Here is an 18,502-nt window from a genome sequence, read left to right as displayed (position 1 = left end):
GGGCGCCGCCGCACGGTCCGTCAGAAGCGGTACTGGTCGTCGGCCCCGTGCCCCTGCTGCCCGTCGCCGCCCTGGTAGGGGTACGGCTGCTCGTGCGGGAGGTCGTTGCCGAAGTCGTCGGTGGTGCGCTGCTGCGGGACCCAGACCCCGCCGGCCGGGGTCTCGCCGTAGCCGCCGGTGGCGTACTGGTCCTGCCCGTAGCCCTGCTGGCCGTACTGCTGCCCGTAGTCGGAGCCGCCGCCGTAGGTCTGGGTGCCGATGTACGGGTCGGAGTAGGCGGCGTACTGCTGCTCGCCCGAGGCGTCGTAGCCGTACTGCTGCTGGCTGTAGCCGGAGTAGCCGTCGTACCCGTAGCCCTGGTCCGCGCCCTGGGCGGCCGTCGCGTACTGGTCGTGGGGCTGGCCGGCGGGGGCGTACGCGGAGTCGTCGCCGTATATGCCGTAGGAGCCGGTGTCGTCGGGCAGGGGCTGCGGCTCGTAGACGGCGGTGGTCTCCGCGGGGGTGCCGGTGCGCTGCGCCGGGGTGAAGACGTCGTCGCGGTCGTCGTCGAAGACGTCCTTGTCCGGTTCGTAGGACGGCAGGTCGGCCGCGAACGGAGTGGCGGTGTCCGGGCCGAAGGCGTCGGGGGCGTCGTCGGCGAATCCGCTGCCGGAGGCCTCCAGACCGGAGACCTCCAGGGCCGGGTCCTGGCGTTCGGCCTTGCCCCGACGGCGTTTGAGGGCGTCGGCACCGGGGCGGCTGACGGCCCAGCCCGCCGCGAAGCCGCGACGGAAGGACAGCGTGACGTAGGTCTGGCCGACCGCGAAGGCGGCGGCGCCCAGCGCGATGACCGGGACCGACGGAATCAGGACACCGAGCACGACACCGACGAAGCCGGCGAACGCCAGCAGCCGCCAGCGCAGGCGCGCCTTGTACTGCAACAGCACCTCGCCGAGCAGCCACAACGCGACGATGCCGAACGCGATGTAGAGGACCGTCCAGCCCATGTACGCCCCTCTCCCAGTGGCCGCTACGCAGTGTGTCGTATGTCCGTGCGACCGGTCTAGGCCTGCGGCGGGTGGTGCAGGCCCAGGTTCTCGTAGATTTCCAGCGTCGCCGTGGAGTTGTTGAGCGTGATGAAGTGCAGTCCGGGCACTCCCTCGGCGAGCAGCCGAGCGCAGAACTCCGTGGCGAAGTCGATGCCAATGGAGCGTACAGCGGCCGGATCGTCTTTGGCTGTGAGGATCCGCTCTTTCAGCTCGGGCGGGAAGTGGGCGTTGCTGAGCTGGGGCAGCCGCTCGAGCATCTTCACGCTGGTGACCGGCAGGACCTCGGGAATGACCGGGGTCGCGCAGCCCGCCGCCACCACCCGGTCGCGCAGCCGCAGATAGGACTCGGGCTGGAAGAACATCTGTGTGATGGCGTAGTCGGCGCCCGCCCGGCACTTGTCCACGAAGTGCGCGACGTCCCTGTCCCAGTCGCTGGAGCGCGGGTGCATCTCGGGGAAGGCGGCGACACCGACACAGAAGTCGCCCGACTCCTTGATGAGCCGGACGAGCTCGGCGGCGTAGGTCAGGCCCCGCGGATGCGGCACCCACTCGCCCATCGGGTCGCCGGGCGGGTCGCCACGCACGGCGAGCATGTTGCGGATCCCTGCGTCGGCGTACTGGCCGATGATGTTGCGCAGCTCGGCGATGGAGTGGTCGACGGCCGTGAGGTGCGCGACCGGGGTGAGGGTGGTGTCGGCGACGATCTGCTGCGTCTCCTTGACCGTGGTGGCCCGGGTGGAGCCGCCGGCGCCGTAGGTCACGGAGACGAAGTCGGGGGCCACCGCCTCGACCCTGCGCAGGGCATTCCACAGACTCCGCTCACCCTGGGGGGTCTTCGGCGCGTAGAACTCGAACGAGTACGTCGTCTTGCCGGCGGCCAGGATGTCGCGGACCGTGCGGGCACGGTCGGTCCTGGTGGATGCGGTTCCGAGGGCCATACCCGCAGGTTAGCCAGGGGTCGGCGGTCCCCCAACCAGATCTCGGATATTTGCCCGAATTGTCGGCTTGCTGTCCACTCCTTGGACGCCCGGCTCACGCCCGGTCGGCTCCGCTCACGGACTGAGCCGCTTGGCGAGCTCGGCCGCCGCGGCGCCCGGGTCGTCGGCCTCGGTGATCGCCCGGACCACCACGACGCGGCGGGCACCGGCCTCCAGCACCTCGTCGAGGTTGCCGAGGTCGATGCCGCCGATGGCGAACCAGGGACGGTCGGTGCCGAGGGACGCCGTGAAGCGGACCAGGCCGAGTCCGGGGGCGGGACGGCCGGGCTTGGTGGGGGTGGGCCAGCACGGGCCGGTGCAGAAGTAGTCCACGCCCTCCTGGACGGCCGCGGCGGCCGCCTCCGCCTCGGTGTGCGTGGAGCGGCCGATCAGGACGTCCTCGCCCAGGACGGCGCGGGCCGCGGGGACCGGCAGGTCGCCCTGGCCGAGGTGCAGGACGTCGGAACCGGCGGCGTGCGCCACGTCGGCGCGGTCGTTGACCGCGAGGAGCCTGCCGTGCCGGGCGCAGGCGTCGGCGAACACCTTCAGGTGGTCCAGCTCCTCGGCGGCCTCCATGCCCTTGTCGCGCAGCTGGACGATGTCGACGCCGCCCGCGAGGACCGCGTCCAGGAACTCCGGGAGGTCGCCCTGGCGCTTACGGGCGTCCGTGCAGAGGTACAGGCGCGCGTCGGCGAGACGGGCACGGGCGGTGTCGGGCATGCGTGGGTCCCCCCGGGGCGGTGGTGTACGGCCGCGGCGCGCCGCGGCCGTACACCGGGTGGTTGTCGGTGGTGCGGGTCAGACGGCGAGCGCCTGGGCGCGGCGCTTCACCTCTGTGCCGCGATTCTCGCTCAGGGCCTGAGCCGGAGTGCCGGGGAGGGAGGGGTCGGGGGTGAAGAGCCATTCCAGCATCTCTTCGTCCGTGAAGCCGTCGTCCCGCAGCAGGGTCAGGGTCCCGGACAGGCCCTTGACGACCTTGTCCCCGTCGATGAAGGCGGCGGGGACGTGCAGCGCGCGGTTCTCGCCACGGCGTACGGCGATGAGCTGGCCCTCCTTGACCAGCTGCCGGACGCGCGTCACCTCGACACCGAGCTGTTCGGCGATGTCGGGCAGGGTGAGCCAGGCGGGGACGAGAGCATCGATCTTTGCGTCAATCTCGGTCACGAGAACAAGCCTGCCATCTGCCACTGACACTCGGAAGCCGGGCGCCCCGGACGCGGCCCCGCGCGCCCCGGACGACACCGCCGCGGCCCAGGTGTGGGCGTCACCCGGTGGGACGCTGCGCCGTCGCCGCCTTCAGGGGTCTGGCCGGGTCCACGAGGAGCCGCGGGTCCATCGGGGTGCCCGCCTCGATCAGCCGGCGGCCCTGCGCGAGGTCCCGGGGGCGGCCCACCGCCAGCAGGGCGACCAGGCGGTCCCCGCGCAGCCAGCAGACCGTCCAGGCCGGCCCCGAGGGGTCGCCGCGCCACAGGGTCGTGTCGGCGCCGATGTGGTGGCCGGCGTACTGCACGAAGCGGCCGAACTGCTCGGACCAGAAGTAGGGCACCGGGTCGTAGACGGCGGGCGGCGCCCCGGTGGTCTCGGCGAGGATGTTCGCGGCGACCGTGCGCGGGCCCTGGAGGGCGTTGTCCCAGTGGTGGACGAGGAGCCGCTCGCCGTAGCGCCCCGAGGGGAAGGAGGCGCAGTCGCCGACCGCGTACACGTCCGGCACCGAGGTGCGCAGATGGGCGTCGGCCACGACCTCGCCCTCGGCGCCCAGCCGGACGCCGGAGCCGGCCAGCCAGGCCGTGGCGGGGCGGGCGCCGATGCCGACGACGACGGCGCCCGCGGGCAGCAGCGAGCCGTCGGAGAGGATGACCGCGCCGGGCTCGACACGGGCCACGCGCGCGTCGGTGCGCAGCACGGCGCCGCTGTCGGCGTACCAGGCGGCCATCGGGGCGGCGACCTCGGCGGGCAGCGCGCCGGCCAGCGGCCGGTCGGCGGCCTCGACGACGGTGACCGCGCAGCCGGCCTCGCGGGCGGCCGTGGCGAACTCGGCGCCGATCCAGCCGGCGCCGACGACCACGATGTCGTGCTGGCGGGCGAGCACGGGCCGCAGCCGTTCGGCGTCGTCGAGGGTGCGCAGCAGGTGGACGCCGGGCACGCCCTCGGAGCCGGGCAGCCGGATCGGCTCGGCGCCGGTGGCGACGACCAGGACGTCGTACGGGACGGGCCCGGACTCGGTGTCCAGCAGGTGGTCGGCGGGGCGCAGGCCGACGACCTCGCGGCCGAGGTGAAGCTCGATGCCGAGGCCCTCGAAGTCGACGTCGAAGGCGGAGCCCTCGGCCTTGCCGAGCAGGACGGCTTTGGACAGCGGGGGCCGGTCGTAGGGCTGGTGGGGTTCGGCTCCGATCACGGTCACCGTGCCGTCGAAGCCCAGCTCGCGCAGGGCGACCGCGGTCTGCACCCCGGCCATGCCCGCGCCCGCGACGACCACGCGCCGCCCGGGTGACCTGCCTGCTTCCTGGGTCTGCTCGCTCACCTGATCACCATAGACAACTGACGGATTGTCAGTCAGCCGTCGTGCTCCGTGACCTGCTCCACAACGCTGGTCCCGTGGCCGGGCCGCGACTCCCACTCCCACGTCTCGTCCAGGCGCACCCGGCCGTCGGGCAGTTCCACGACCGTCGACACGCAGTGCCCGCCGGACGTCGTCCCGTCGGGCCCGAGCTGGACGTACCGGAAGTCCAGCCGGTCCCCCTCCCGGGTACCCACCAGGTGCCCGCGTACGACGTCGCCGCCCGCGTAGTCGGCCCAGATCACACCGTCCCGCTCGTGGTACGTGAAGCGGGTGCGGGTGCCGACCTGGCCTGGCGCCTGGTCGGCGACAGGGACGAGGACGAGACCGTCGAGCGAACGGGCCACGGGCAAGGCTCCCTTACAGAGGCGCGGAACCAAGGGCTAGGGTGGCCAACGTAGAGCACTCGCGGGAGCCCGGACGCACCGGGCTGAGAGGGAGGCTGGCGGCCTCCGACCGTACGAACCTGATCCGGGTCATGCCGGCGAAGGGAGGGGCTGGACGCCCATGTCCTCACGTACGTCAGACGTCCTCGTCGTCGGGGGCGGGATCATCGGCCTGGTCACGGCGTGGCGGGCCGCGCAGCGCGGGTTCACCACAGCGGTGGTGGACCCCGAACCGGGCGGCGGGGCCGCGCGGGTGGCGGCCGGGATGCTGGCCGCCGTCACCGAACTCCACCACGGCGAGCAGACGCTGCTCGGGCTCAACCTCGCCTCGGCGCGCCGCTACCCGGACTTCGTGGCCGAGCTGACCGAGGTCACGGGCCACGATCTCGGCTACCGGCGCTGCGGCACGCTCGCGGTCGCGCTGGACGCCGACGACCGCGCGCACCTGCGTGACCTGCACGCCCTGCAACAGCGGTCGGGGCTGGAGTCGGAGTGGCTGTCCGGGCGGGAGTGCCGACGGCTCGAGCCGATGCTCGCTCCCGGGGTGCGCGGCGGGCTGCGGGTGGACGGCGACCACCAGATCGATCCGCGCCGGCTGGCGGGGGCGCTGGTGGCCGCGTGCGAGCGGGCGGGCGTCGTCTTCCACCGCACGTGGGCCGAGCGGCTGTCGATGGTCGCCGGCCGGGCCGTGGGGGTCCTCACGCGCGCGGGCACGGCGCCGTCGGCGGGGCAGGTGGTGCTCGCGGCCGGCAGCCTCAGCGGGCGGCTCGCGGGCGTCCCGGACGAGGTGCTGCCGCCGGTACGGCCGGTGAAGGGGCAGGTGCTGCGGCTGACCGTGCCGCAGCGGTACGCGCCGTTCCTGAGCCGCACCGTACGGGCCGTCGTGCGCGGCGGCCAGGTCTACATGGTGCCCCGGGAGAACGGCGAGCTGGTCGTCGGCGCGACCAGCGAGGAACTGGGCTGGGACACCACCGTGACGGCGGGCGGCGTCTACGAGCTGCTGCGCGACGCGCACGAGCTGGTCCCCGGCATCACCGAGCTGCCGCTGGCCGAGACCCGAGCGGGCCTGCGTCCGGGGTCGCCGGACAACGCGCCGCTGCTCGGCCCGACCGAGCTGGAGGGGCTGCTGCTGGCGACCGGCCACTACCGCAACGGTGTGCTGCTCACCCCCGTGACCGGTGACGCGATGGCCCATGTCCTGGCCACCGGTGAACTCCCCGACGAGGCCCGTCCCTTCACGCCCCGGCGCTTCGCCGCCGCCGCACTCTCGGAGCAGCCCGCATGAACATCTCCGTCAACGGTGAGCGGCGCCAGGTGGCGGCCGGTACCGCCCTCGACGCCGTCGTCCGGTCCCTGACCGCCGCGCCCTCCGGGGTGGCCGCCGCGCTCAACGAAACCGTCGTCCCGCGCGCGCGGTGGTCCGCCACGGCCCTCAGCGAGGGCGACCGCGTGGAAGTCCTCACCGCCGTCCAGGGAGGCTGAGCCATGGCCGACGATCCCTTCGTCCTCGGCGGTACGACGTTCTCGTCCCGCCTGATCATGGGTACGGGCGGTGCGCCCAGCCTGGAGACGCTGGAGCGGGCGCTGGTCGCCTCCGGGACCGAGCTGACGACGGTCGCGATGCGGCGGGTCGATCCCTCGGTGCGCGGGTCGGTGCTGTCGGTGCTGCGCCGGCTGGGCATCCGGGTGCTGCCGAACACGGCGGGGTGCTTCACGGCCGGGGAGGCGGTGCTGACGGCGCGGCTGGCGCGGGAGGCGCTGGAGACCGACCTGGTCAAGCTGGAGGTCATCGCCGACGAGCGGACGCTGCTGCCGGACCCGGTCGAGCTGCTGGACGCTGCGGAGACGCTGGTCGACGACGGGTTCACGGTGCTGCCGTACACCAACGACGATCCGGTGCTGGCGCGGAAGCTGGAGGACGTGGGCTGCGCGGCGGTCATGCCGCTGGGGTCGCCGATCGGGTCGGGGCTCGGGATCCGCAACCCGCACAACTTCGAGCTGATCGTGGAGCACGCGCGCGTGCCGGTGATCCTGGACGCGGGGGCCGGTACGGCGTCGGACGTGGCGCTGGCGATGGAGCTGGGGTGCGACGGGGTGATGCTGGCGTCGGCGGTGACGCGGGCGGCGGACCCTGAGCGGATGGCGTCGGCCATGCGGTTCGGGGTCGAGGCGGGGCGGCTGGCCCGGCTGGCGGGCCGGATCCCCCGGAGGTACTTCGCCGAGGCGTCGTCTCCCGCGGAGGGCCGTGCGGCGCTGGACCCCGAGCGCCCTGCCTTCTGACCGCGGACGGCCCCCCCCTGCCGTTCCACCGCCGCGCTTCGCCCCGTGCCCTGCGTCACAGCTCCGCTTCAGTCCCGCTCCAACTGTGGTGGGAGCGGTGGGGGTGTCGGCGGTGGCTCGTAGACTCGCCGCGTGGACACGACCCTTCAGGACCCTCTGGTCGGGCAGGTGCTCGACGGGCGTTATCGCGTGGAGGCGCGGATCGCGGTCGGCGGGATGGCCACGGTCTACCGGGCCGTGGACACCCGCCTCGACCGCGTCCTCGCGCTCAAGGTGATGCATCCGACGCTCGCGGCCGACGCCTCGTTCGTCGAACGTTTCATCCGGGAGGCGAAGTCCGTCGCCCGCCTGGCGCACCCCAATGTCGTGCAGGTCTTCGACCAGGGCACCGACGGGTCGTACGTGTACCTGGCCATGGAGTACGTCGCCGGCTGCACCCTGCGTGACGTGCTGCGCGAGCGCGGGGCGCTGCAACCGCGGGCCGCGCTGGACATCCTGGAGCCGGTGCTCGCCGCGCTAGGTGCCGCGCACCGCGCCGGTTTCGTGCACCGGGACATGAAGCCCGAGAACGTGCTGATAGGGGACGACGGGCGGGTCAAGGTCGCCGACTTCGGGCTCGTACGGTCCGTGGACACCGTCACCAACACCACCGGGGCCGTGCTGGGCACCGTCTCCTACCTGGCCCCGGAGCAGATAGAACAGCAGGGCGCCGCCGACGCGCGCGTGGACGTGTACGCGTGCGGGGTGATGCTCTACGAGATGCTCACCGGCGACAAGCCGCACGAGGGCGACAACCCCGCGATCGTGCTCTACAAGCACCTCCACGAGGACATGCCCCCGCCGTCCGCCGTCGTGCCCGGTCTGCCGTACGAGCTGGACGAGCTGGTCGCCTCGGCCACCGCCCGCACCCCGGACGTCCGCCCGCACGACGCCGTGGCGCTGCTCGCCCAGGCGCGCCGGGCGCGGGGCGCGCTCGGCGAGGAGCAGCTGGACGCGCTGCCGCCGCAGGCGCTCTCCGCGGCGCACGACAACGCCGAGGACCGCACCAGTGTGATTCCGCGCTCGCTGACCGTGCCCCGGCCGCTGCCCGTCAACGAGGACGAGGAGGACGACGACCGGGCACCGCTGCACCGGACCTCCCGGTTCGAGGCGGAGCCTCCCGTGCCGTCCCGGCGCCGCTCGTCGGCGCGGCCCCGCCGCGGGCTGCTCGCGATCGTCGCCGCCGTCCTGCTGGCGCTCGGCGTCGGCGCGGGCGTCTGGTACATCAACTCCGGCCAGTTCACCAAGGTGCCGGCGGTGCTGACGCAGACCCAGGCGCAGGCCGAGAAGCGGCTGGCGGCGGCCGGGCTGGAGCTCGGCGGGATCGAGCACGCCTACAGCGACACCGTGCAGCGGGGCACGGTCATCAGCACCGACCCCGAGCCGGGCAGCCGCATCCGCAAGCACGACGCGGTGACCCTTGTCATCTCCGACGGCCCCGAGACGGTGAAGGTGCCCTATCTGAAGGGCACCCCGCTGGCCAAGGCCAAGGCGCAGCTGAAGGAGGACGCCCTCTCGCCGGGCCTGGTCACCGAGGCGTTCAGCCAGGACGTCGCCAAGGGTGCCGTGATCAGCAGCAACCCCGAGGCGGGCACGGAGCGGCGCGCGGGCACGGCGGTCGCCCTGATCGTCAGCAAGGGCCGGCCGGTGGACGTCCCGGACGTCACCGGCGACGACCTCGACGACGCCCGGGCCGAGCTGGTGGAGGCCGGCCTCAAGGTGACGGTCTCCGCGCAGGAGGTCAACTCCGAGTTCGACAAGGGGCAGGTCGCCGCCCAGTCGCCGGGTCCGGACCAGCAGGCCGCCGCCGGGGACACGGTGACGCTGACGCTGTCCAAGGGCCCGGAGACGGCCGAGGTCCCGGACGTGGTCGGGGCGAGCGTCGACGACGCCAAGAAGCTGCTGGAGGAGGCCGGCTTCAAGGTCAAGGAGGACCGCGGACTGCTCGGGCTGTTCGGCGACACCGTGGAGGGCCAGTCCGTGGAGGGCGGCGAGACGGCGCCCAAGGGGTCGACGATCACGATCACCATCCGGTGACCGGGCACCCTCGCGGCCATGACACCCTGAACGGGTGAGTCCTGAGCACCCCTTCCCCTCCCGCAACCCCGTCGGCGGCCATGTCCCCGTGGCCGGCGGTCTGCACTCCGTGGGGCTGTCGTACGCGCGCGACCTCAAGGCCGAGACGGTCCAGGTCTTCGTCGCCAACCCGCGCGGCTGGGCCACCCCCGCCGGGAATCCGCGGCAGGACGAGGCGTTCCGGGAGGCGTGCGCGGCGCAGTCGATCCCGGCGTACGTGCACGCGCCGTATCTGATCAACTTCGGCTCGCACACCGAGGCGACGGTGGAGCGGTCGGTGGAGTCGCTGCGGCACTCGCTGCGGCGGGGGCGGGCGATCGGCGCGCTGGGCGTGGTGGTGCACACCGGGAGCGCGACGGGCGGGCGGGAGCGGTCGGTGGCGCTGAAGCAGGTCCGGGAGTACCTGCTGCCGCTGCTGGACGAGCTGACCCACGACGACGATCCGTTCCTGCTGCTGGAGTCCACGGCCGGGCAGGGCGCCTCCCTGTGCTCCCGGACCTGGGACTTCGGCCCGTACTTCGAGGCGCTGGACGCGCATCCCAAGCTCGGCGTCTGCCTGGACACCTGCCATGTCTTCGCCGCCGGGCACGACCTGACCGGCCCGTCCGGCATGCACCGGACCCTGGACCTGCTGGTGGACACCGTCGGTGAGGGGCGGCTGAAGCTGATCCACGCCAACGACTCCAAGGACGTGGTCGGCGCCCACAAGGACCGGCACGAGAACATCGGCGCCGGCCATATCGGTGAGGACCCGTTCCGCGCCCTGATGACCCACCCGGCGACCGCGGGAGTCCCGCTGATCATCGAGACGCCCGGCGGCAAGGAGGGGCACTCGGCGGACGTGGAGCGGCTGAAGAAACTCCGGGACGGATAGAACCGGGCAGAGCGGCGCGGACAGCGGGAGTCAGAGCTCGGGGCCCTCCCCGGGCTCCTCCTGGTACGAGTAGCGCTGTTCCCTCCAGGGGTCGCCGATGTTGTGGTAGCCGCGCTCCTCCCAGAAGCCGCGGCGATCGGCGGTCATGTACTCCACACCCCGGACCCACTTCGGCCCCTTCCAGGCGTAGAGGTGGGGGACGACCAGGCGGAGCGGGAAGCCGTGCTCGGCGGTGAGCAGTTCGCCGTCCTTGTGGGTGGCGAAGAGGGTGCGCTCGGAGGTGAAGTCGGACAGGCGCAGATTGGAGCTGAAGCCGTACTCCGCCCACACCATCACATGGGTGACGTCGTCCGCGGGCGGAGCGATCTCCAGGATGGTGCGGGCCGGGATCCCACCCCACTCGGCGCCGAGCATGCTGAACTTCGTCACGCAGTGCAGATCGGCCACGACGGTGGTGTGGGGGAGGCTTGTGAATTCCGCGTGGGTCCAGCTGTGCTTCTCGCCGTCGGCGGTGGCGCCGAATACCCTGAAGTCCCAGCGTTCGGGCCGGAATTTGGGCACCGGGCCGTAGTGCGTGACGGGCCAGCCCCGCTGCAGTCGCTGCCCCGGCGGAAGCTCGGACGCTGCTGCTTCTCCTGTTGCTCGCTCCACCGGATGACCCATGACTCCATCCTGACAGACCCGGGGCGATGCACATGACCGGGCATGTCCCGAAACGGGCAACTGCCACTAAGCATGGACTAACTTACTAAGTACGCACTTACTGGACGATCTTCGGCGCCGGTGAAATCATGCGGCGGCAACCTCCCCGATTCCCCACGTGGAAGGAGCCTCTGCGATGCAGGGCGATCCCGAGGTCATCGAATTCCTCAACGAGCAGCTCACCGGCGAGCTCACCGCGATCAACCAGTACTTCCTGCACGCCAAGATGCAGGAGAACTACGGCTGGACGAAGCTCGCCAAGTACACGCGGCACGAGTCGTTCGACGAGATGAAGCACGCGGAGGTGCTCACCGACCGGATCCTGTTCCTGGAGGGCCTGCCGAACTACCAGCGGCTGTTCCATGTGCGCGTGGGCCAGACGGTCAGGGAGATGTTCGAGGCCGACCGGCAGATCGAGGTGGAGGCGATCGACCGCCTCAAGCGCGGGATCAAGGTGATGCGCGAGAAGGGCGACATCACGTCCGCGAACATCTTCGAGTCGATCCTCGAGGACGAAGAGCACCACATCGACTACCTCGACACCCAGCTGGAGCTGCTGGAGAAACTCGGCGAGGCGCTGTACATCGCCCAGCTGATCGAGCAGCCGGAGAGCTGAGCGGGGGCGAGCCGGGTCGCGGGACTACGCGGCTTCGTCCAGCTCGGAGAGGACGGGCCGGCCCTGGTCGGCCAGCTCACGGCGCGGGCAGGCACCCCGGCCGAGGATCGCCTGGATACGGCGTACGCACGACCCGCAGTCCGTGCCCGCCTTGCAGGCGGAGGCTATCTGGCGGGGCGTGCACGCACCGTTGTCCGCGTGCTGCTTGACCTGCGCTTCGGTCACTCCGAAGCAGCTGCAGACGTACACGCGGATTCACCTCCGACGGGAGCGACAAGTATGGCCACCCCGTTGATCGGTGAGGCTAACCTAACCTTACCCGTCGCACAGAACCCGCAAAAGTGGAGAGGGGCGCGGATCGTATGTGATCCGCGCCCCACAGCCGTTACCAGCGGTTACTGATCCCGGTACATCTCCGCGACGAGGAAGGCCAGGTCGAGCGACTGGCTGCGGTTGAGCCGAGGGTCGCAGGCCGTCTCGTAGCGCTGGTGCAGGTCGTCGACGAAGATCTCGTCGCCGCCGCCCACGCATTCGGTGACGTCGTCACCGGTCAGCTCCACGTGGATGCCGCCGGGGTGGGTGCCGAGGGCCTTGTGGACCTCGAAGAAGCCCTTGACCTCGTCGAGCACGTCGTCGAAACGGCGGGTCTTGTGACCCGAGGCCGCCTCGAAGGTGTTGCCGTGCATCGGGTCGGTCACCCAGGCCACCGTCGCACCCGACGCGGTGACCTTCTCGACCAGCTCGGGCAGCTTGTCGCGGACCTTGTCGGCGCCCATACGGACGATGAAGGTCAGCCGGCCCGGCTCCCGGTCGGGGTCGAGGCGCTCGATGTACTGCAGCGCCTCCTCGGCCGTCGTCGTCGGGCCGAGCTTGATGCCGATCGGGTTGCGGATCTTCGAGGCGAACTCGACATGGGCGTGGTCCAGCTGCCGGGTGCGCTCACCGATCCACACCATGTGCGCCGACACGTCGTACAGCCGGCCGGTGCGGGAGTCGACCCTGGTCAGGGCGGACTCGTAGTCGAGCAGCAGCGCCTCGTGCGAGGAGTAGAACTCGACGGTCTTGAACTCCTCCGGGTCGGTCCCGCAGGCGTGCATGAAGTTCAGCGCGCTGTCGATCTCACGCGCGAGCTGCTCGTAGCGCTGGCCGGACGGGGAGGACTTCACGAAGTCCTGGTTCCAGGCGTGCACCTGGCGCAGGTCGGCGTAACCGCCGGTGGTGAAGGCGCGCACCAGGTTCAGCGTCGAGGCGGACGCGTGGTACATCCGCTTCAGGCGCTCGGGGTCCGGGACCCGGGCCGCCTCGGTGAACTCGAAGCCGTTGACGGAGTCGCCCCGGTAGGTCGGGAGCGTCACGCCGTCGCGGGTCTCGGTCGGCTTGGAGCGGGGCTTGGAGTACTGGCCGGCGATCCGGCCGACCTTCACCACCGGCACGGAGGCGGCGTACGTCAGCACGGCGCCCATCTGGAGGAGGGTCTTCAGCTTGTTGCGAATGTGGTCGGCGGACACCGCGTCGAAGGCCTCGGCACAGTCGCCGCCCTGCAGGAGGAACGCCTCGCCCTTGGCGACGGCCGCCATCCGGGCGCGCAGCTGGTCGCACTCGCCCGCGAAAACGAGCGGCGGATACGACTCGAGCTCCGCGATGACGGCGCGCAGAGCCTCGGGGTCGGGGTACTCGGGCTGCTGCGCCGCGGGCAGGTCTCGCCAGGTGTTGCCAGCATTCGCGCTGGTCTTAGCGTTCACGGTCACGCACCCAGGTTACGGGGTCGTGTCGCGGGATTTTCCCGTCGCTCGACAGGTGAGACAGAGCGCCGCTCACCTGTGGACGTGGGGCCTGTGGGGTAATGTGCGTCGCATGTTCGCGCATTCGACCCAGAACTGGTGGTGGACCGCTCATCCGGCGGCCCACTGACTGCGCGTACGTACGACTTCGCGAAGGCCGCCCGAGGGGCGGCCTTCGGCGTTCGTCGGGGTCGTTCCTCCTCATCGAGAAGGACACGGACCCCATGCGTCTGTACGACCTGCTGCACGACCCCCGCCCCTTCGCCCTGCTCCGCCGCCGCACGCCCGGCCACGACGAGCACACGGTCGAGGTGCTCCTCGGCCCGGTCACGACCCGCGACCGCCTCGCCGACCTGCCCGACGAGGGCCTCGCGCTCGTGCCGTTCCGCCAGATCCGCGAGCGCGGCTTCGACGTCCGCGACGACGGCACACCGCTGGCCGTCCTGACCCCCGAGGAGCGGTACGAGATCCCGCTCGCCGCGGCGCTGGAGCAACTGCCCGCCCATGACGTGCGCGTCGACGGCGGCGGCTTCGACGTCGACGACGAGGAGTACGCGCGGATCGTCGGCCGGGTGCTGCGGGACGAGATCGGACGCGGCGAGGGTGCCAACTTCGTCGTCCGGCGGACGTACCAGGGGCGGATCCACGGGTTCGGGCGGGCCGACGCGCTGGCGCTGTTCCGGCGGCTGCTGGAGGGTGAGCGGGGCGCGTACTGGACGTTCGTGGTGCACACCGGGGAGCGCACGCTGGTCGGGGCGAGCCCTGAGGTGCATGTGCGGATGTCCGGCGGCACCGTCGTCATGAACCCGATCAGCGGCACCTACCGCTATCCGGACGGCGGGCCGACACCGGAGCACCTGCTGGACTTCCTCGCCGACGGCAAGGAGATCGAGGAGCTGTCGATGGTCGTCGACGAGGAGCTCAAGATGATGTGCACCGTCGGCGACATGGGCGGGGTGGTGGTCGGGCCGCGGCTGAAGGAGATGGCGCACCTCGCGCACACCGAGTACGAGCTGCGCGGCAAGTCCTCGCTGGACATGCGGGAGGTCCTGCGGGAGACCATGTTCGCCGCGACCGTCACCGGTTCGCCGGTGCAGAACGCCTGCCGGGTCATCGAGCGGCACGAGGTCGGCGGGCGCGGCTACTACGCCGGTGCGCTGGCGCTGCTCGGCACCGACTCGGGCGGGGCGCAGACCCTCGACTCCCCCATCCTCATCCGCACCGCCGACATCGACGCGGCCGGACGGCTGCGGGTGCCGGTCGGCGCCACGCTGGTGCGCGGCTCGGACCCGGCGGGCGAGGTCGCGGAGACGCACGCGAAGGCGGCGGGCGTGCTGGCGGCGCTCGGCGTACGGCCGGGCGGGCCCCGTGCGCACCACACCCGCCCGCGGCTGGCCGACGACCCCCGGGTGCGGGCGGCGCTGGATGGGCGCAGGGCGTCGCTGGCGCCGTTCTGGCTGCGGATGCAGGAGCGCTCGCGGGAGCTGACCGGGCACGCCCTGGTGGTGGACGGCGAGGACACCTTCACGGCGATGCTCGCGCACGTCCTGCGGTCGTCGGGGCTCACGGTCACCGTACGGCGGTACGACGAGCCGGGGCTGCGGGAGGCGGTGCTCGCGCACGAGGGGGTGATCGTCCTCGGGCCGGGTCCCGGTGACCCGTCCGACCTCGCCGATCCGAAGATGCGGTTCCTGCGGGAGCTGACGGCGCGGATCGTCCGGGAGCACCGGCAGGGCGTGCTGGGCGTCTGCCTCGGGCACGAGCTGATCGCGACGGAGCTGGGGCTGGACATCGTCCGCAAGGAGGTGCCGTACCAGGGGGCGCAGACGGTGATCGACCTGTTCGGGCGGGAGGAGACCGTCGGCTTCTACAACAGCTTCACGGCGCGCTGCGACGACGACGCCCTGGCCGAGCTGGCCGCGCACGGCATCGAGGTGAGCCGGGCCGCGAACGGGGAGGTGCACGCGCTGCGCGGCCCGGGCTTCGCGGGGGTGCAGTTCCATCCGGAGTCGGTGCTGACTCTGAACGGGGCGGCCGTGGTGCGGGAGCTGGTCGGTTCCCTGCTCGGCGCCGGCACGTTGTCGGATTGAGGGGCGCCGTCAGCCGAAGAACACGCCGACCTCCGCGTACAGCCTCGGGTCCACGGTCTTGAGCCGGGCCGTGGCCCGGGCGAGCGGTACGCGGACGATGTCCGTTCCGCGCAGCGCGACCATCGTGCCGAAGTCGCGCTCGTGGACGGCGTCGATCGCATGCAGGCCGAAGCGGGTGGCGAGCCAGCGGTCGAAGGCGCTCGGGGTGCCGCCGCGCTGCACATGGCCGAGCACCGTGGTGCGGGCCTCCTTGCCGGTGCGCTTCTCGATCTGCTTGGCCAGCCACTCGCCGACGCCGGAGAGCCGGACGTGCCCGAAGGCGTCCAGCGACTCGTCCTTGAGGACCATGTCGCCGTCCTTCGGCATCGCGCCCTCCGCGACCACCACGATCGGCGCGTACGACGCCCGGAACCGGGAGGTCACCCAGGCGCACACCTGCTCGACGTCGAAGCGCTGCTCGGGGATGAGGATGACGTTGGCACCGCCGGCCAGGCCCGAGTGCAGGGCGATCCAGCCGGCGTGCCGGCCCATCACCTCGACGACGAGGACGCGCATATGTGACTCGGCGGTGGTGTGCAGGCGGTCGATGGCCTCGGTGGCGATGCCGACCGCGGTGTCGAAGCCGAAGGTGTAGTCGGTGGCGGACAGGTCGTTGTCGATGGTCTTCGGCACGCCCACACAGGGCACGCCGTGCTCGTCGGACAGGCGGGCGGCGACGCCGAGCGTGTCCTCGCCGCCGATCGCGACGAGCGCGTCGATCTGCTGCCGGGCCAGGTTCTTCCTGATGCGGCGGATGCCGTCCTCGACCTTGAGCGGGTTGGTCCGCGAGGAGCCGAGGACGGTGCCGCCGCGGGGCAGGATGCCGCGCACGGCCGGGATGTCGAGCGGGACCGACGTCCCCTCGAGCGGACCCCGCCAGCCGTCCCGGTAGCCGACGAAGTCGTGGCCGTACTCCTGCACTCCTTTGCGGACGACGGCCCGGATGACGGCGTTGAGGCCGGGGCAGTCGCCGCCTCCGGTCAGTACTCCGACGCGCATGGACATGTCCCTTCGCCGCAGTGGTCCGACGAAGACACACGGTAATCGTGATCCAGCTCACACCGATATGGGCGGGTCGGCACAATTCCGGTGAACGGCTGGGGTGTTACTCGTCGTCGAGGCCGCGCTCTATCGCGTACCGGACCAGTTCCACCCGGTTGTGCAGCTGGAGCTTGCCGAGCGTGTTCTGGACGTGGTTCTGGACCGTGCGGTGGGAGATGACCAGCCGTTCGGCGATCTGCTTGTAGCTCAGGCCCTTGGCGACCAGGCGCAGCACCTCGGTCTCCCGGTCCGTCAGCCGGGGCGCGCCGGGTTCGTCGGTGTCGGCGGCGGGCGCCGGCTCGGAGGCCAGGCGGCGGTACTCGCCGAGGACCAGACCGGCCAGGCCCGGGGTGAACACCGGGTCGCCGACGGCCGTACGGCGCACCGCGTCGAGCAGTTCCTCGGTGGAGGCCGACTTCAGCAGGTAGCCGGTGGCGCCGGACTTCACGGCCTCCAGGACGTCGGCGTGCTCACCGCTCGCGGAGAGCACCAGCACGCGCACGGCGGGGTTCGCGGCGACGACCTCCTTGCAGACCTGCACGCCCGGCTTGGCGGGCAGGTTCAGGTCGAGCACGAGCACATCGGGCGTGGTGGCCCTGGCGCGGCGCACGGCCTGCTCGCCGTCGCCCGCGGTGGCGACCACGTCGAGGCCGGACTCGGCCAGGTCCCGGGCGACCGCGTCCCGCCACATGGGGTGGTCGTCGACCACCATCACCTTGATCGGGCCGCGCGTCCCCGCTGTCCCCACCTGTTCCTCGTTCATCGCAGTCCTGCCTTCCCCCGCTTCGCGTCGTCCTTCGGTACGGTCAGCTCGACCTCCGTGCCCTGGCCCGGCGTCGAGATCAGTTCGGCGCTGCCGCCGAGGTCGCGCAGCCGGCCCCGGATCGACAGGGCGACCCCGAGCCGCCCCTCACCCTCGGCCTGGGCGAGCCGCCCCTCCGGGATGCCGGGCCCGTCGTCCCGCACGGTGACGATCACCGCGTCGGGCTCGTCCTCGACCAGGATCCAGGCCCGGGCCTCCTCCCCGGCGTGCCGGCGCACGTTGTCCAGCGCGGCCCCGACCGCCGCGGCCAGCTCACGGGCGGCGGCGGGGGGCAGCAGCACCGGGGCGCCGGGCTCGGCGAGGCTGACCCGGGCGGCGGCGAACGGCGCGAGCAGCGGACGCAGGTCCGCCGGCCCGTCCGGGTCGTCCTCGTCGGTCTCCTCCACCGCGCGCACGACGGCGCCCTCGGCGGCGTCCTCCGACACCCGGGAGACCGGCAGCAGCCCGCCGGAGACCAGGGTGCGCAGGGCCACCTCCTGCTCGCCGGCCATCCGGCCGAGCTCGGCCGCCTCGCCGCCGAGGACCGCGCCGCGCCGCTGCACCATGGCCAGCACCTGGAGCACGCTGTCGTGGATGTCCCGGGCCAGCCGCTCCCGCTCCCGGGTCGCGGCCTCGATCTCCAGGGCGCGGGCGAGGGTGCGCTCGGAGGCGCGTGCCACCTCGACGACATAGCCGATGGCGATGGAGGCGACCCAGACGAGGATCACGTTGTGGACGGTGTCGCGGGCGGGGTGGCCGCGCTCGATCAGGTTGGCGACGGCGACCGGCGTGGAGGCGAACGCGGCCCAGCGCCAGCCGCCCTTGATGGCGTACGCCAGGACCGAACCCGCCGTCCATATCGACGGCAGGGTGGGGCCGCCGGCCAGGATGTGCTCGTCGTTGACGACCAGCGGGGTCAGGACGATGCCGGTGAGCGCGACGGCGAGGTCGATGGCGAGGAAGCGCTTGGTGCAGGCGGTCGCGTTCTGTACGCGGGGCAGGGTGGCGAGCGTCCATCCGCACAGGACGACGTAGTAGGCCACGGCGACACCGGGCCGGTCGTAGTCGTCGTAGGCGGCAACGAACAGGCCGACCGCGTACAGCATGGTCAGCACCCGGTAGGCGGTCAGCGCACGCCACAGCGGCAGCTCGACCGACATCCGCATGACCTTCTCGCGCCTGGCCATGTACCCCGCCCCCCCTGATCCCCGTCC

Annotated in this window: 20 protein-coding genes and 1 riboswitch; of the genes, 8 read left to right on the top strand and 12 right to left on the bottom strand. The window is 72.1% G+C overall.

The window, feature by feature from the left end; translation table 11 throughout:
* Positions 1-20 precede the first annotated feature (20 nt).
* The 6 genes from ALMP_RS23320 to ALMP_RS23295 all read right to left on the bottom strand — a co-directional run bounded on the left by ALMP_RS23320 (position 21) and on the right by ALMP_RS23295 (position 4,909).
* Positions 21-986 carry a hypothetical protein gene (locus tag ALMP_RS23320; protein ID WP_264931359.1) on the bottom strand — a complete coding sequence of 322 codons (966 nt, stop codon included), beginning with the start codon at positions 984-986 and terminating at the stop codon, positions 21-23.
* A gap of 56 nt (positions 987-1,042) precedes the next feature.
* On the bottom strand, positions 1,043-1,966 hold the full coding sequence (metF, locus tag ALMP_RS23315) for a methylenetetrahydrofolate reductase [NAD(P)H] (protein ID WP_264931357.1): 924 nt from the start codon (positions 1,964-1,966) through the stop codon (positions 1,043-1,045).
* Between the two features lie 114 nt (positions 1,967-2,080).
* Entirely contained in the window at positions 2,081-2,725 is a 645-nt protein-coding gene (gene thiE, locus ALMP_RS23310; RefSeq protein ID WP_264931356.1) for a thiamine phosphate synthase, read from the bottom strand.
* Between the two features lie 78 nt (positions 2,726-2,803).
* Positions 2,804-3,169: an Rv2175c family DNA-binding protein gene (locus ALMP_RS23305; protein WP_053671919.1), complete on the bottom strand. Its 366-nt coding sequence runs from the start codon at positions 3,167-3,169 to the stop codon at positions 2,804-2,806.
* Positions 3,170-3,269: 100 nt separating this feature from the next.
* Positions 3,270-4,526, bottom strand: coding sequence for an NAD(P)/FAD-dependent oxidoreductase (locus ALMP_RS23300; protein ID WP_264931354.1), 1,257 nt, complete (start codon positions 4,524-4,526; stop codon positions 3,270-3,272).
* 32 nt (positions 4,527-4,558) lie between these two features.
* Positions 4,559-4,909, bottom strand: coding sequence for a hypothetical protein (locus tag ALMP_RS23295; RefSeq protein ID WP_264931353.1), 351 nt, complete (start codon positions 4,907-4,909; stop codon positions 4,559-4,561).
* A gap of 51 nt (positions 4,910-4,960) precedes the next feature.
* A riboswitch (TPP riboswitch) is annotated at positions 4,961-5,072 on the top strand.
* On the opposite strand from ALMP_RS23295, the gene thiO reads away from it, so the two are divergent.
* The 5 genes from thiO (at position 5,070) to ALMP_RS23270 (ending at position 10,217) form a co-directional block, all read left to right on the top strand.
* Positions 5,070-6,233, top strand: a complete 1,164-nt coding sequence (gene thiO / locus ALMP_RS23290) for a glycine oxidase ThiO (protein WP_264931351.1) — start codon at positions 5,070-5,072, stop codon at positions 6,231-6,233. It overlaps the preceding riboswitch by 3 nt.
* Entirely contained in the window at positions 6,230-6,430 is a 201-nt protein-coding gene (thiS, locus tag ALMP_RS23285) for a sulfur carrier protein ThiS (protein WP_264931349.1), read from the top strand. The genes thiO and thiS overlap by 4 nt, the downstream gene beginning before the upstream one ends.
* 3 nt (positions 6,431-6,433) lie before the next feature.
* Complete coding sequence (locus tag ALMP_RS23280; RefSeq protein WP_264931347.1) at positions 6,434-7,228, top strand: thiazole synthase; 795 nt, start codon at positions 6,434-6,436, stop codon at positions 7,226-7,228.
* A 132-nt stretch (positions 7,229-7,360) separates the two neighbouring features.
* Complete coding sequence (gene pknB / locus ALMP_RS23275) at positions 7,361-9,304, top strand: Stk1 family PASTA domain-containing Ser/Thr kinase (protein ID WP_264931345.1); 1,944 nt, start codon at positions 7,361-7,363, stop codon at positions 9,302-9,304.
* Positions 9,305-9,338: 34 nt separating this feature from the next.
* Positions 9,339-10,217 (top strand): deoxyribonuclease IV, encoded by an 879-nt coding sequence (locus ALMP_RS23270; RefSeq protein ID WP_264931343.1) that lies wholly within the window; start codon positions 9,339-9,341, stop codon positions 10,215-10,217.
* A gap of 30 nt (positions 10,218-10,247) precedes the next feature.
* Here the strand turns inward: ALMP_RS23270 and ALMP_RS23265 are convergent, their stop codons facing one another.
* Positions 10,248-10,880: a sulfite oxidase-like oxidoreductase gene (locus ALMP_RS23265; protein ID WP_264931341.1), complete on the bottom strand. Its 633-nt coding sequence runs from the start codon at positions 10,878-10,880 to the stop codon at positions 10,248-10,250.
* A 175-nt stretch (positions 10,881-11,055) separates the two neighbouring features.
* On the opposite strand from ALMP_RS23265, the gene bfr reads away from it, so the two are divergent.
* Complete coding sequence (bfr, locus tag ALMP_RS23260; RefSeq protein ID WP_264931339.1) at positions 11,056-11,535, top strand: bacterioferritin; 480 nt, start codon at positions 11,056-11,058, stop codon at positions 11,533-11,535.
* A gap of 24 nt (positions 11,536-11,559) precedes the next feature.
* Here the strand turns inward: bfr and ALMP_RS23255 are convergent, their stop codons facing one another.
* The gene (locus ALMP_RS23255; RefSeq protein ID WP_264931337.1) at positions 11,560-11,784 is read right to left on the bottom strand and encodes a bacterioferritin-associated ferredoxin; all 225 of its coding nucleotides are present in this window, start codon (positions 11,782-11,784) and stop codon (positions 11,560-11,562) included.
* A 146-nt stretch (positions 11,785-11,930) separates the two neighbouring features.
* Positions 11,931-13,283 carry a class II 3-deoxy-7-phosphoheptulonate synthase gene (locus tag ALMP_RS23250; protein ID WP_264931334.1) on the bottom strand — a complete coding sequence of 451 codons (1,353 nt, stop codon included), beginning with the start codon at positions 13,281-13,283 and terminating at the stop codon, positions 11,931-11,933.
* On the opposite strand from ALMP_RS23250, the gene ALMP_RS44430 reads away from it, so the two are divergent.
* Positions 13,177-13,446 carry a trp operon leader peptide gene (locus ALMP_RS44430; protein WP_375803522.1) on the top strand — a complete coding sequence of 90 codons (270 nt, stop codon included), beginning with the start codon at positions 13,177-13,179 and terminating at the stop codon, positions 13,444-13,446. The two genes, ALMP_RS23250 and ALMP_RS44430, sit on opposite strands and share 107 nt — an antisense overlap.
* 94 nt (positions 13,447-13,540) lie before the next feature.
* Complete coding sequence (locus ALMP_RS23245; protein WP_264931332.1) at positions 13,541-15,406, top strand: anthranilate synthase family protein; 1,866 nt, start codon at positions 13,541-13,543, stop codon at positions 15,404-15,406.
* 9 nt (positions 15,407-15,415) lie between these two features.
* Here the strand turns inward: ALMP_RS23245 and ALMP_RS23240 are convergent, their stop codons facing one another.
* The 3 genes from ALMP_RS23240 to macS all read right to left on the bottom strand — a co-directional run bounded on the left by ALMP_RS23240 (position 15,416) and on the right by macS (position 18,475).
* Entirely contained in the window at positions 15,416-16,444 is a 1,029-nt protein-coding gene (locus tag ALMP_RS23240) for a 6-phosphofructokinase (protein ID WP_264931330.1), read from the bottom strand.
* A 106-nt stretch (positions 16,445-16,550) separates the two neighbouring features.
* Positions 16,551-17,249, bottom strand: coding sequence for a response regulator transcription factor (locus tag ALMP_RS23235; RefSeq protein WP_264931328.1), 699 nt, complete (start codon positions 17,247-17,249; stop codon positions 16,551-16,553).
* The gene (macS, locus tag ALMP_RS23230) at positions 17,246-18,475 is read right to left on the bottom strand and encodes a MacS family sensor histidine kinase (protein WP_264931326.1); all 1,230 of its coding nucleotides are present in this window, start codon (positions 18,473-18,475) and stop codon (positions 17,246-17,248) included. The genes ALMP_RS23235 and macS overlap by 4 nt, the downstream gene beginning before the upstream one ends.
* Positions 18,476-18,502 lie beyond the last annotated feature (27 nt).

This window comes from Streptomyces sp. A012304 (assembly GCF_026008495.1).
GTDB lineage: Bacteria > Actinomycetota > Actinomycetes > Streptomycetales > Streptomycetaceae > Streptomyces.
Note: the sequence above shows the minus strand (reverse complement) of the source record. Positions and strands in the feature narration are given on the sequence as shown.